Here is a 14,031-nt window from a genome sequence, read left to right on the forward strand (position 1 = left end):
CGTGATTTTTGCTGATAAATGTTATACATACAATCTCACAGAGCGAAAACAGACACGGATAAAGAAACGGATCAGACGGCATAAAACTGTCAGGAATCTGTATGTAATCGTGTTGCCGCTGTTGCGGGATGGATTGCTGGAGATTTATCCCTATAATCAGTTATTACAAAAACCATATAGGAAGATAGATTCCCGGATACGGGTTGTAGGTTTTGCAAGAGGCAAAGAAGTGGCAGAACAGCTTGTATTGCAGATCATACAGGATATGTATGATGAAACCGGGGAAGAATGGAAGGTAGAAGATTTTTTCTCCTGATTGGTGAGAAAGAGTTGCAGGTAGGAGTAAGGTAAGGAATGCTGCATGTATTGTTGCTTATTTTAAAAATAATCGGATGGATTCTTCTTGGAATCGTAGGACTGCTTCTCCTGCTTTTACTATTGATCTTATTTTGTCCGATCCGGTACCAGGCGGATATCTCGTATCAGGGTGGTAAGACATTGCAGGCAAAAGCAAAGGTACGGTATCTGATCTTAAGTGTCCGGGTGTTGTATGATCAGGGCATGGAGAAGGACAAACTGAAACAGGAGATTCGGGTGCTTTGGTTCCGGCTTGGAAAGAAGAAGGCAGAAGAAGCAGAACGTGAGGTGGAACATCTTGCTGATGATGGATTCAACGATGCATGGGATGATATCGATGTAGATAGTGATATGGATTTGGATGATGCCGTTCGTAAGATGTCTGATAAATCACAGAAACACACAGAAAAGACTCCGGAGAAACCGACCGGGGAATCCGGTAAAACCGATAAGATAATTACAGAGATTCCGACAATAACACTTCCGGATATGGAAGGGGATATTGGAAAAGCTACGGAAGAGGATATCAAAACAGAAGAAGATAAAGAACCGGATGGAAAACCGCAGATTTTTGATCTAGACGAACCCGACGACCTGCCGGAAGAAGAAAAGAAACGATCCGGCAGATTAAAAATTGTATGTCAGAAGGTGTGGGAAAAACTGAAAAAAATTTGGATATTTATCCGAAATCACACACCCGGAAAGGTCGCAGAACGTGTGGCTGACAAGATTGAGAAAAAGACAGCAACTGCGAAGAAAAAGCTCCGGCGATTGCAGAAGTTCTGGAATCTGTCGTGTACGGTAAAGACGCGTGAATATCTGAAAAAATATATTCCGCGGACATTGAAACATATTTTGCCACGCAAGGTAAAGGGCTATGTGCATTACGGCATGGATGAGCCATACAAGACCGGGCAGGTGACCGGATATTTGAGCTTACTGCCGTTTGTATATCAAAAAGGGCTGTCAATGCAGCCGGATTTTGAACAGAAGGTGTTGGAACTGGATGTGAAGCTGAAAGGCAGAATCCGGCTTGGATATCTGCTCCGGATTATCTTGAATATCAATATCTGGAGGACACTAAAAGTTGCAAAGAAAGTAATGAATCAGTAGGATAATATAGAAATTGGAGGTAATGAGTGATGGCAAATGATTTTAATCAGACAGTTGGTTCTTTGTTTCAGGGTATGGATTCCCTGCTTACAACGAAGACGGTGGTTGGTGAGCCAACGAAGGTAGGAGATACAATTATTTTACCACTTGTGGATGTGAATTTTGGCGTGGCTGCCGGTGCATTTGGTAAAAACGGAGGTTCCAACTCTGCAGGAGGCGGAATGGGTGGTAAGATGTCACCGACTGCGGTACTTGTGATCCAGAACGGACACGCGAAGATGATTCCGGTCAAGCAGGGTGACACGGTAAGCAAGGTAATCGATATGATACCTGAGGTTGTGGATAAAATCGCAACAGCTATGGGTAAGAAGACAGATGTGGATATTGACAGTCCGGAGATCAAAGAAGCAATTGATCAGGCAAGTGAGAATAACTAGGATTTGAGCAAATTTACGTCTTTTCAATCGTTTTGTTTCATAGTATGTAATAGAACAAAAATGATGAAGAGGCGGAATTGAAAGCATTATTTGGATATTCGATTTTATTTATGGCGATTGGCATGATACTTTCGTATTTTGTCAGTGGTTTTTGTGAGTTCGTTTTGGTGACGGCAATGCTCGTTTTAGCGTATGTATTGCTGTGTTTCGATTGTTAACAGGAGGCGCAAGTGGCAGAAGAAAAACAGAAGGCATTGATTGAACTTCTGAGGGGACATAAGGTATATTTACAGACACATAATTTTCCGGATCCGGATGCAATATCGAGTGCATTTGGCCTGAAGCGGTATCTTGAGCATTATGGGATTGCATCGACCATCTGTTATGTTGGAAGTATTGACCGGTTCAATACAAGAAAAATGATGGATACGTTCGGAATTGAGATTTATTCGTATGATGACATCCGGGACATGCAGGCAGAGGACTATATTGTGCATGTCGATTGTCAGAAACCGAATGCGAATACGACAGATCTTCCGGGCAATGAGGTGGCGTGTGTCGATCATCATCCGGTGTTTGTGAAGACAGAAGATTACAAGTACGAGGATATCCGGATCGTAGGTGCGTGTGCAAGTATTGTTGCGTCGTATTTTCAGACAAGCGGTGTGCCGATGGATGAGGATGTAGCGACTGCACTTGCTTATGGAATCAAGATGGATACGGCGGATTTTGTGCGTGGAACAACCGCGTTTGATATGGATATGATGGCATATTTGTTCGATTATATCAGTACGGAAAAACTGAACAGTATGTACAATTCCACGATAGAGTTTCAGGATTTGAAGGCGTATGGTGCAGCAATCGAGCATATTGAGGTGTTCGATTATGTTGGATTCACCTATATTCCGTTTGAGTGTCCGAATTCTTTAGTTGCGATTATATCGGATTTTATATTGTCGCTGGATGTGGTGGATGTAGCGGTTGTGTATTCAATCAATTCGGATGGTATTAAGTTCTCTGTGCGCAGTGAACGGGAAGACGTGGATGCCGGAAAGCTTATATATCAGGTGTTGGATGGAATCGGTTCCGGTGGTGGACATGCTGCGATGGCAGGTGGATTTGTCAGCCATGAAGCGCTGAATAAGATCGGCAGGGACTATGACCGGAAATTAAAAGAACTATTTATGAAGACGATTCGTAAGAATAGAGGTGTGTAACATGAACGGGAGTACAGATATGAGTATGGAGCTTCTGATGAACTCCGACAACCCGGAGAAGGTGCTGCAGACGATGCAGCCATTTATAGAGTCTATGATGCACTATGAGTGTGCCTTGATGGAGATAGAAACAAAACTGAAGGTGTTAAATACGGAATTTGCTTCGCAGTACAATCGAAATCCGTTTGAATCTATCCGGTGCCGTTTGAAAAAACCGCTCAGCATTGTGGAGAAGATGAAACGGAAAGGACTTGAGATTTCGATTGAGAATATTGAGGAGAACCTGACGGATATCGCAGGCGTACGTGTAATCTGTTCCTTCCCGGAGGATATCTATACGGTATCAGAGCTTTTGACAAAACAGGACGATATCCGGGTTGTATGTGTGAAGGATTATATACGGAATCCAAAGCCAAACGGATACCGCAGTCTGCATCTGATCGTTGAGATTCCGATTTTCTTGTCAAATGAGAAAAAATATATGAAAGTCGAAGTGCAGTTTCGGACAATCGCGATGGATTTCTGGGCGAGTCTTGATCATAAGCTCAAGTATAAGAAGGACAATCTGAAGCATCCGGAGATTATTGCGAAGGAGTTAAAAAAGTGCGCGGATACGATTACGGCGATGGACTACAAGATGCAGGAGATCCGGAGTCTGCTGGAATAACGGAATGATTGTATTTGGATTTACCTGAATAGATGAAAAAAACAGGAGGCAGAAAATGGCAAAACAGGTTTGGAAACCGGGAAATATGTTGTATCCGGTACCGGCGGTTATGGTGACAACCGGTGATGGAAATGGAATCGATGACATTATCACGATCGCATGGACGGGAACCATCAATTCGGATCCACCGATGGTATCGATCTCAGTACGAAAGTCAAGATATTCACATGAATTACTCACGAAAAACGGAGAGTTCGTCATCAATTTAGTGACGAAGGATCTGTGCTATGCGATGGATTATTGTGGTGTAAAATCAGGCAGAGATGTAGATAAATTCGCGGAGATGAAGCTGACGAAGGGCAAGGCACAGACCATATCTGTACCAGTCATTGAAGAAAGCCCGGTCAATATCGAGTGCAAGGTCACACAGGTAATAGAGCTTGGCTCCCATGATATGTTCTTAGCTGCGGTAACAGCCGTACTTGCGGATGAGAAATATATGGATGAGACAGGAAAGTTTGACCTGAATAAGACAGATTTGATTGCATATTCCCACGGACAGTATTTTACGCTTGGTGATTATGTTGGCAAATTCGGATACAGTGTGCAGAAAAAGAAATAAGTATTGATAAATAGTGGTACCTATCATAGAAAAGAACATTTGCAACGTTCACAAAAGTTTCAGACTTTGTTCGTTGACAGATGTTCTTTTCTTTTATACTATAAACTTGGTCAGCGCCCTTGGAGAAGAAGGGAGCGAATATGTTTAGTAAAGTAAAAAGCTGTGCGGTTCACGGTGTGGACGGACATATGATCGATGTGGAGGCAGATGTGAATGATGGTCTGCCTGTATTTACCATGGTTGGATATCTGTCATCGTCTGTCAGGGAGGCATCGGAACGCGTGCGGACTGCGCTTAAGAATTCTGGCTTTCATTTGCCACCGAAGCGCATCACAATCAATTTATCCCCGGCAGATATGAGAAAAGATGGTTCCGGATATGACCTTGCGATTGCAACTGCAGTGCTTCTGTCACTTGGCGTAACAGCGGAATTACCGATGGAACAGACGTTGGTGCTCGGAGAACTGAGCCTGGACGGATCGATAAAAGCGATTCCGGGCGTTCTTCCGATGGTCATCTGTGCCAGAGAAGAAGGTATGACAAGCTGCATTGTTCCAAAAGAAAATGTGCAGGAAGCTGCTTTGGTGCAGGGAATATCGGTTATAGGTGTTTCAAGCCTGCAGGAGACCATGGAGTATATCCAGGGAATAAAAGAATATGAGAATACGAATGTCGAGCAACTGGCTGTGGATACATTGGAATATCTGTATGATATTGATTTTTCCGATGTGGCAGGACAGGAAAGCATCAAACGGGGGATGGAGATTGCTGCGGCAGGATTTCACAATGTGTTGTTAACCGGTGCAGCCGGCGTAGGTAAATCCATGCTCGCGAAGCGTCTGCCGACGATCCTGCCGCAGATGAGTTTCGAAGAAAGTCTGGAAGTGACAAAGATATACAGCGTCGGAGGAATGTTACCGCCGGAAGGGGGATTGATCCACAGACGTCCGTTCCGGGCACCACATCACACAATCTCGGAATATGCACTGATCGGTGGCGGCAGGGTTCCGACACCAGGGGAGGTGAGCTTTGCACATTACGGGGTACTGTTTTTAGATGAACTTCCGGAGTTTTCCAAACCTGTGTTGGAGGTGCTGCGCCAGCCGTTAGAAGACCGGAGAATCCGGATATCGAGAGTACAGGCATCGTATGAATTCCCAGCAGATTTTATGTTTGTGGCGGCGATGAATCCATGTCCGTGTGGAAACTCCCCGGATTATCGGAGATGCAGCTGCACGGAACAGCAGATCCGCCGCTATCAAAGTAAGGTAAGCGGACCTTTGCTTGACCGGATCGATATCCGGATGGAAGTTAAAGGCGTAAAGCAGGAGGCACTTTTCTCCAAACAGAAAACGGAATCTTCGAAGACAATCCGGGCACGGGTAGAACAGGCAAGACAGATGCAGAAGGAACGGTTTGCCGGAACCGGACTGTTGTTTAACTCTCAGCTCGATGGAAAGAATCTGGAGGAATATATCACGTTGTCTGCGGAAGGAAAAAGGCTGGTGCTTCAGTTATTTGAAAAACAGGAATTATCTGTGCGTGGTGTGCACCGTGTCTTGAAGCTTGCCCGCACAATCGCGGATCTGGCTGGCAGTGAAGAGATTGAAAATGCACATCTGCAGGAAGCGGCATTTTACCGCAATCAGGATGTATTTGCAAAGGAGGTTCTGTATGGAAACTAGAAGTGAGATGGCAAGGTTTTGGCTATATGGAAATCATGAGATATCATCAAAAGTAAAATATTATCTGATCCTACGGTATGGTACGGTAGAGCAGGCTATGGAGCAATCGGTATCGGAGCTTGAGAAGGAGCTGGCAAAGCAATTTGAACCGGCTGAATATCAGACGCTTTTGCTTCGCAAAAATTCAAATTATCTGGATGAAGTATACGGACGATTAAAGGAACGAAACATCCGGATCTTATATCCGGGGCATCCGTTATACCCGGAGAAGCTTACAAATATCTACGATAAACCGGAGATTTTATTTGCGCGTGGTAAAATCCGGGAAAGCATCAATTATTATAATCAGTCGGTTGCGATTGTGGGTGCGCGGAATGCAGATACATACTGTAAAGAAACGACACGTATCTTCGCGAGAGAGCTTGCGAAGGCAGGAATCCAGATTGTGAGTGGACTGGCCAGGGGCATCGATGGACAGGCACATCGCGGCTGTCTGGAAGCAGGAGGCTATACGATTGCAGTGCTTGGCTGCGGGATCAATGTCACATATCCGCGTGAGAATATCGAATTATTCGCGCAGATTGAAGAACATGGATTGATTCTGTCCGAATATTGTCTGGATGTACCGCCGCTTGCGTTTCAATTTCCACTCAGAAACCGGATCATAAGCGGACTGTCGGATGGTGTTTTAGTATCCTGTGCCAAGAAGAAAAGCGGTTCCTTGATTACAGCAGATCTGGCACTTGATCAGGGAAAACAGGTGTACGCTCTGCCGGGCAGAGTATTAGACGCATTCAGTGAGGGCACAAACCACCTGATCCAGATGGGTGCGATGTGCGTGACAAGACCGAAGGATATCCTGCTTGATCTGTGGGGAGAGGAACGCCTGAATATGGATGATGTTAGCGGTACTGCATCCGGTAGTGAAAAAAAACAAAGTGAAACACGGGATAACCTCACAGCCACAGAACGGACCGTATATGACCTTCTAGGCTTAGATCCGGTACATGTGGATGATGTAATCGCGCAGGCAAGACTTGGTGTATCGACGACGATCAGTGTGCTGTATGAGCTGGAGCGGCGAAACGTGATCAAGCAGCCGGTGCGAGGGTATTATATATGGAGTTTGTGAAGAAAAAATGTACAGTAATTTATGATATAAAAAATAATCCTATTGTTTTAATAAAGGATATTAGATTTAAGGGAAAAAGAAATATAAATTGGAATGAGGTGGAGAAGTATGTAAAAGAATATGTAGGAAGTTGCTATGAAGTGATTGAAACTTCTGATAAAATATACATAGGATCAGATTTTCCAAATGAATTAAAGGGGTCTGAGGATACAAAAAGGCTTAAAGGTGCAAATGCAAAAGCAAAAGCTAATTCTACAAGTGAATTACCGATGCTATTAAAAATAGCAAAAAATAAGCGTTGGCAGGAAAATTTCAAAAATAAACATGGGATGGATGCAAAATATGGGTGGTATCGTTTTACATCTCGATTTGCGTTGCCAATATATCTTGATAATGGGGAAATAGAACGGATAAATATTTTTCGTATAGAAGTGCTGGTTAGACATGCATCAGATAATAATTTATATTTATATGATTTGGTAAATATAAAAAAAGAAACGAGCACCCCGCTTGAATCGTAAGATTGTACGGTAACAAACCCATTTCTTATAGAAATATTACTATAGATATGGTAATCTTGTCAAGAAAATGATTCTAATAGTTTTGATTAGAATAAAAAAGAAACGTAGTAACCCGCTTGGGCAATAATGCTGTACGGCACAAAACCACATTTCTTAAAAGGAATATTACTATTGATTAGATTCGTTGTCATGATAAAATATTCATGATAAAATCAAAAATAAATATTTGAAAGCAGTTTGATCATGTTAAAAGGTTATGAAGATGAGATTAATTATTTGCTGTAATAGGTGGTGATATTTTTTGAAAAATGAAATTGTTTTATTTACAGATGGCGATATAAATCTTGAAGTTGAGTTAAGTCCAGAATTAGAAACTGTATGGTTGACACAGAAACAAATGGAAGAATTATTTGATGTTAAGCATGCTACAGTGAGTGAGCATATTTCCAATATACATTCTTCAGGAGAATTAGATGGGACTTCTGTCGGTTTTTCCGACAAAAGTTCAGGAGGAAGAAGACCCAAGATATATAATCTTGATATGATATTATCTGTGGGATATCTTGTTAATTCAAAACGTGGCATCGCATTTCGTAGATGGGCTAATTCTGTATTAAAGCAATATGTGATTCAAGGCTATGCTATTAACGAAAAACGATTGCAAGCGCTTGAAAGAACCGTTGATATTCAAACAAAGATGCTTGCGTGCACATTGGAGGTTGAAGAGTCAGATATTTTAAGGGCTGTTACCTCGTATACAGATGCATTAATGCTTTTAGACCAATATGATCATCAATCTCTTAAAAAACCTGTGGGAAACAGGCCTATATATAAAATAACATATGAGGAATGTAAAAAAATGGTTTCACACATGGAGGATTCATTTTAATCGGATGTATTTGGTGTGGAGAAAGAAAATGGTAAAGTTGAGGGTATTTTGGCGGCAGTTTATCAAAGCGTGTTTGGTGGAGACGTATATCCGTCATTAGAGGAAAAAGCTGCTAATTTATTATATTTCATGATTAAGGATCATCCATATGCAGATGGATGTAAGAGAATTGCAGCATCTTTATTTTTGGAGTTCCTTGCTCGGAATAATGCTTTGTATAGAGATGATAGTAAGATAATTAGTGATGGAGCCTTGGTTGCGATTACGCTTATGATTGCAGAGTCTAGACCAGAAGAAAAAGACATAATGGTGAATCTTGTAATGAATTTTTTGACAATGTAGTTAGTTTGTGAAATTCAAATTTGTTACATAGTTGATCAGGAAGAAAAATCGGAATTTGTCGACTTGTTAATTTCCAATTTTTAGTGATAGGGAGATACACAATGAATGGTTTGATTATAAAGGTACTCAGCATAAGTATTGCGGTAGTAACCGTAGTATACTTGATTATTTGTAAAGGAAATACCATGATTACAAAGATATTTAGCGTGTGTATTATAGCAGCAATGGTAATATACTGGATTGTTTATGAAAGAAATACAAGAAAGCGAAAAAAACAGGAATTACAGCGTGATGACTATTTATTTGCGAAAGAAAACGATTTGCCGTTACAGATAAATTGGAATGAGATAAATGACTTTTTGTCAGATTCCGGATATGGTGTAAATATGCCAATGGAGAATTGGTTTATGATGGATTGGGCGAGACAGCCCTGTGTGGAGAATGGTATAAAAGAAGGAAAGTTTTCTATGAAAGGGTTTCGAGTGTTACAAGCTTTAAGTAACGATATGAAACACATTTTTTATGATGTGAGGTTTAATTATGACCGTGGACCGGATATAGAAGATAAAAATAGGAAGTACGAAGCCGTAAAAAAGGTGTTGGATACAAAATACGCCGGTTTGTCAGAAGAAGTACGGAAGAATATATATGACCAATTTGTTAAGATATATGAAAGAAAAATCTAATTACAATACAAAGGAGGAAGCCGTTGAGTTTTTAATGAATGAAACTAATCTTACATATGAAGAATGTTCTAAAGCCAACGATTTCCATATTAGACTAAATAAGAAAAATTAATATACAATTCAAGTTTATAAAATTAAAAAAATGGAATTTAAGGAGGAGTATGTAAATGAAATTAGCAGATTTAGCAACAGGCTCTGATTGGATAGTGTGGATTGTCTTTGCGATATTTGCTGTACTTTCTATTATTTTACTTTCTGGACATGGAAGCTGGTTCATTTCTGGATATAATACAGCTTCAAATGAAGAAAAGGAAAAATATGATGAAAAGAAGTTATGCAGAACAATGGGAATTGGAATGTCTATTATAGCAATTCTTGCATTAACTATGGGCTTGTTTGAAAATATTTTGCCTGCATTTTTTGTATATATTGCATTGGGGATTATTTTGGTTGATGTCGTGGTAATTATCATTTTAGGAAACACACTATGCAGAAAGTAATAACTTCAAGTTTGGAGAATTGAGAAAATCGGAATTTAGAGGAGTAAAATACTATGAATCCTGAAATAGATATAAGTAATGTTATCCTAAAAACAGAGCGTTTGTTGATTCGCCCGTGGCGGCAATCCGACCTTGATGACTTTTATTCCTACGCTTCAGTAGATGGAGTCGGACAAATGGCGGGTTGGAAGCCTCATAAAAGCAAGGAAGAATCTAAGATTATTCTTGATATGTTCATTAGCCATAAGAAAACATTTGCACTCGAATATCAGGGCAAAGTAATAGGTTCTGTTGGGATCGAAAAATACAATGAAACTCACTTCCCGGAATTTGAAAATAAGAAATGCCGTGAGATAGGCTATGTTCTGAGCAAAGAATATTGGGGACAAGGTTTAATGCCGGAAGCGTTGAAAGAAGTAATTCGTTTTCTCTTTGAGAACGCTAATCTTGATGTAATCTTCTGTGGTCACTTCTTGTGGAATGAGCAATCTCATAGAGTTCAGGAAAAAAGTGGTTTCAAACACCATGCATTTGATACCTATGAGACAGCATTCGGTACAACGGAAGAAAATGAGGTAAACATTCTAAAAAGAGAAGATTGGGTATTGCAGTAAATTCCAGTTTGAAGGAGCGACAATATATCAAATATTTATATTTACATGGACTAGGACAAAAACCAGACAGCTGGAATAGAGTAATATATTAAAGATCATTTGAACAATTCTTACTTCCATGAACTTATGAAAAAAGGTCATGAAGCAAACGTAGAAGTTCCGGAAGAGTTGGCAATCGTGCTGCAGAGATTTTATGATAATATCTGAATTCCGTTTTGCCGGACTGAAAAATCAAGTGTAGGAGGATACATGACATGAAATATACGAATAAGCATATAAAAGAAGAATACAAATTAAATCAAATAGGGCGGACAATCGGAATGATCCTTTTAGTGATAGGGATATTATTGGTGACATTTGGATTGATTCAGACAAAGAGAAAGATGGATTATGTCCGACCATTTGAACAGGTATTACAGGAAGAATCCAATCCTGCGAATCAGACAGTATATATTGATATTATCCGGGTACCGGAGAAGTTGGCGGAAAATAAATATGAAGGATATTACCTTGTAACAACCGCTGAGGAAAGCTATATTGTTGAGATGCAACCGGAACAGTTTGCAGATTTGAAGCAGAGAGTGGAAGAGAACGGTACGGCAAGAGTGGAAGGCATGACGAAAGTTGTGACTGACGAGAACGTTAAAAAAATAGTAAGTGAGTATATCAATCACAAATTTATTGCTATACGTATGACGAAGCTTACCTATGGAAAAATACTCAAGGAAGGATATTTTGTGAATCTGGATATCGGAGGCATCTTAATATTGATTGGAATTTTGCTTGTATTAACACAGGTGCGTGCGATTGAAAAATACAGACATCCATTGGCAGAGCAGATTGACGAAGAATGTAATCAGCCGGATGCTCTCTGGTTTAATGATTTTAGAATTTATTTGACAAAGAGCTTCCTTGTATCTGTATATGGTGGAAAGTTGACTGCACTGGATTTGACAAAGGTACAATTGACAAGACTGTTTGAAACAGGGAAGGGAAGCATGAACGTTATCACTTTGGAGGTAACGACAACAGAACAGGAGAAAATAACTGTCAGCGAGAATGAATGGCCATTTTTTACAATGAATGAAGAAGAGATTGCTTATCTGACAGATGTATTCGGCAAAAGGAATATCAAATTTGTTTGTGAGATTCAGTCAGATGAAGAAATCGATGAAGACGAAGAGTTTTGAAACGGAAAACATGCATAGGAAATTCAAGTTTATGGAGAGTTACCGTTATGATTAGAGAATTTCAAAGGGATGATATAAATAAAGTAGCGGATATATGGTTGGATACAAATATAAAAGCACATAATTTTATCCCAGCCGAATACTGGAAAGGCAATTTCAAATCAGTAAAAGAAGCACTGTTACAAGCAGAGATTTATGTGTATGAGTATGATACAGAAATACAGGGCTTTATAGGGTTAAATGATGAATATGTTGAGGGCATTTTTGTTTCTGGTGAAATGCAATCGCAAGGCATAGGTAAAATTCTGCTGAATTATGCAAAGGATAAAAGGAATAAGTTGCACTTGAACGTATACCAAAAGAATGCACGGGCAATATCTTTTTATAAGAGAGAAGAATTTGAGATTCAGCATAGTGGCTTAGATGAGGCTACCGGAGAAAAAGATTATGTAATGACATGGCAACACAAATAAAAATTCCGGTTTGTAGCATTGAAAAACTATAATATTACATAGAACATCTGTCAGAAATGTGTACCGACCCCCAAAAGTTAGACCAAAAATCTAACGATTGGGAGGTCGGTATTTTTATGGCAAAATATAGTTTTGAATTTAAGAAAAAAGTAGTAATTGCTTATTTGAACGGCGAAGGAGGGTACAACTATCTAGCACAAAAGTACAATGTAAAAAACAAAAGACAAGTGTTAAATTGGGTGGACTATTATAATAAATTCGGCGATGCTGGTTTGATGCGATCAAGAGAAAAAAAGAATTATTCTTTTGAATTTAAGCTTCATGTGGTAGAGTTATATTTATCAAGTGAGGTTTCATATCAGGAGTTAGCATTGTCTCAAGGAATAAATAATGCAGCAATGATTGCTCAATGGGTTCAAGGCTTTCGGATTGCTGGTCCTGACGCATTGAGACCTAAGAAGAAAGGTCGTAAGAAAACATTGAATCAAAAAGACAATCATAAAACTAAAACCTCTTCGTTTGAAGAGCGTGCAGTGGATACCAGCGCAGAACATGTCAAAGAACTTGAAGATGAGTTATTAAAGTTAAGGATAGAGAACGCCTTTTTAAAAGAACTGAGGAGACTGCGTTTAGAGGACGAAGCAAAAATGAGAGATGTGCAAGAGTCATCCACAGCCTCCGAAGAGAATTCAAACTAAAAGATCTTCTCTCATATACAGGTATGCCGAAAGCAACCTACATGTACTGGCAAAAGCGATTTGATAGAGAAAATCCGGATGCTGAATTAGAGGCTAAAATGCTAGAACTACACGCAGAGCACAAAGACTACGGCTATCGAAGAATGAAGGCAGAATTATGCAATCAAGGCTACGTGGTGAATAAAAAGAAAGTACAGAAGTTAATGCAACGACTAAATCTTCAAGTGACATCTTTCACTAGAAAATCTCGTAAGTATAGCTCTTATCGTGGAAAAGTGGGAACAGTTGCTCCGAATAGAATTAGACGACGATTTCACACCAATATACCGCATCAGAAGATTACAACAGATACAACAGAGTTTAAGTATTACGAGATAGATGAAAAAGGACGAATGGTGATGCAGAAGTTATATCTTGACCCATTTATGGATATGTATAATGGAGAAATCATAAGCTTTGGTATTGATAAACGACCATCTGCACAAAGTGTAATGACTGCTCTGGAAGAAGCAATCACAATCACTTCTGATTGTCGGTTTAGGAGAACATTTCACTCGGATCAAGGGTGGGCATATCAGATGAAGACTTACTCTCATAGATTAAGAGAAAATCGTATTTTTCAAAGTATGTCACGGAAAGGGAACTGCTATGATAATTCTGTTATGGAGAACTTCTTTGGATTATTAAAACAGGAAATATACTATGGTGTTGTATACTATAGCTTTGATGAACTTAAATTGGCGATTGAAAAATATATCAAGTATTACAATGAAAAACGTATCAAAGAGAAACTAGGATGGCTCAGCCCTGTACAATACAGGAAACGCCTCTTGGCTGCATAAATGAAAAATGCGAAGTGGAAAATCCACTTCGCAATAAAGTCTAACT

18 protein-coding genes are annotated in these 14,031 nt (G+C 39.9%); all 18 read left to right on the plus strand.

What is annotated here, in order from left to right:
- Position 1 precedes the first annotated feature (1 nt).
- The 18 genes from KP625_RS01860 (at position 2) to KP625_RS01945 (ending at position 13,985) form a co-directional block, all read left to right on the plus strand.
- Positions 2-316 carry a hypothetical protein gene (locus KP625_RS01860; protein ID WP_238298987.1) on the plus strand — a complete coding sequence of 105 codons (315 nt, stop codon included), beginning with the start codon at positions 2-4 and terminating at the stop codon, positions 314-316.
- A gap of 38 nt (positions 317-354) precedes the next feature.
- The gene (locus KP625_RS01865; protein WP_238298989.1) at positions 355-1,470 is read left to right on the plus strand and encodes a hypothetical protein; all 1,116 of its coding nucleotides are present in this window, start codon (positions 355-357) and stop codon (positions 1,468-1,470) included.
- 29 nt (positions 1,471-1,499) lie between these two features.
- Complete coding sequence (locus KP625_RS01870; protein ID WP_370641388.1) at positions 1,500-1,907, plus strand: GerW family sporulation protein; 408 nt, start codon at positions 1,500-1,502, stop codon at positions 1,905-1,907.
- A 77-nt stretch (positions 1,908-1,984) separates the two neighbouring features.
- Positions 1,985-2,125, plus strand: coding sequence for a hypothetical protein (locus tag KP625_RS01875; RefSeq protein ID WP_177970781.1), 141 nt, complete (start codon positions 1,985-1,987; stop codon positions 2,123-2,125).
- A 12-nt stretch (positions 2,126-2,137) separates the two neighbouring features.
- Entirely contained in the window at positions 2,138-3,124 is a 987-nt protein-coding gene (locus KP625_RS01880; RefSeq protein ID WP_238298993.1) for a DHH family phosphoesterase, read from the plus strand.
- Between the two features lies 1 nt (position 3,125).
- Positions 3,126-3,791 carry a GTP pyrophosphokinase gene (locus KP625_RS01885; protein ID WP_021984462.1) on the plus strand — a complete coding sequence of 222 codons (666 nt, stop codon included), beginning with the start codon at positions 3,126-3,128 and terminating at the stop codon, positions 3,789-3,791.
- 55 nt (positions 3,792-3,846) lie between these two features.
- On the plus strand, positions 3,847-4,413 hold the full coding sequence (locus KP625_RS01890; protein ID WP_238298995.1) for a flavin reductase family protein: 567 nt from the start codon (positions 3,847-3,849) through the stop codon (positions 4,411-4,413).
- A gap of 140 nt (positions 4,414-4,553) precedes the next feature.
- Positions 4,554-6,098 (plus strand): YifB family Mg chelatase-like AAA ATPase, encoded by a 1,545-nt coding sequence (locus tag KP625_RS01895; protein WP_238298997.1) that lies wholly within the window; start codon positions 4,554-4,556, stop codon positions 6,096-6,098.
- Positions 6,088-7,230, plus strand: a complete 1,143-nt coding sequence (gene dprA / locus KP625_RS01900; protein ID WP_238298999.1) for a DNA-processing protein DprA — start codon at positions 6,088-6,090, stop codon at positions 7,228-7,230. Before KP625_RS01895 ends, dprA begins: the two co-directional genes overlap by 11 nt.
- Complete coding sequence (locus KP625_RS01905) at positions 7,218-7,751, plus strand: hypothetical protein (RefSeq protein ID WP_238299001.1); 534 nt, start codon at positions 7,218-7,220, stop codon at positions 7,749-7,751. The genes dprA and KP625_RS01905 overlap by 13 nt, the downstream gene beginning before the upstream one ends.
- A gap of 301 nt (positions 7,752-8,052) precedes the next feature.
- Positions 8,053-8,640, plus strand: a complete 588-nt coding sequence (gene rhuM, locus KP625_RS01910; protein WP_238299003.1) for a RhuM family protein — start codon at positions 8,053-8,055, stop codon at positions 8,638-8,640.
- A gap of 15 nt (positions 8,641-8,655) precedes the next feature.
- Complete coding sequence (locus KP625_RS01915) at positions 8,656-8,982, plus strand: type II toxin-antitoxin system death-on-curing family toxin (protein WP_238299005.1); 327 nt, start codon at positions 8,656-8,658, stop codon at positions 8,980-8,982.
- 101 nt (positions 8,983-9,083) lie between these two features.
- Complete coding sequence (locus KP625_RS01920) at positions 9,084-9,668, plus strand: hypothetical protein (RefSeq protein WP_238299007.1); 585 nt, start codon at positions 9,084-9,086, stop codon at positions 9,666-9,668.
- Positions 9,669-9,835: 167 nt separating this feature from the next.
- Entirely contained in the window at positions 9,836-10,168 is a 333-nt protein-coding gene (locus tag KP625_RS01925; protein WP_004074378.1) for a DUF3784 domain-containing protein, read from the plus strand.
- 53 nt (positions 10,169-10,221) lie between these two features.
- Positions 10,222-10,782, plus strand: coding sequence for a GNAT family N-acetyltransferase (locus KP625_RS01930; protein WP_238299009.1), 561 nt, complete (start codon positions 10,222-10,224; stop codon positions 10,780-10,782).
- A gap of 254 nt (positions 10,783-11,036) precedes the next feature.
- Positions 11,037-11,972 (plus strand): hypothetical protein, encoded by a 936-nt coding sequence (locus KP625_RS01935; protein WP_238299011.1) that lies wholly within the window; start codon positions 11,037-11,039, stop codon positions 11,970-11,972.
- A gap of 47 nt (positions 11,973-12,019) precedes the next feature.
- Positions 12,020-12,445 carry a GNAT family N-acetyltransferase gene (locus KP625_RS01940; protein ID WP_238299013.1) on the plus strand — a complete coding sequence of 142 codons (426 nt, stop codon included), beginning with the start codon at positions 12,020-12,022 and terminating at the stop codon, positions 12,443-12,445.
- A gap of 116 nt (positions 12,446-12,561) precedes the next feature.
- Positions 12,562-13,985, plus strand: a protein-coding gene (locus KP625_RS01945) for an IS3 family transposase (RefSeq protein WP_238297613.1) whose coding sequence is annotated in 2 segments (ribosomal slippage) — positions 12,562-13,051 and positions 13,051-13,985 — 1,425 coding nt in all. Because the reading frame shifts where the segments join, the coding sequence is not laid out codon by codon here.
- Positions 13,986-14,031: the final 46 nt, after the last annotated feature.

It is taken from the genome of Eubacterium sp. MSJ-33 (assembly GCF_022174665.1).
GTDB lineage: Bacteria > Bacillota > Clostridia > Lachnospirales > Lachnospiraceae > Coprococcus_C.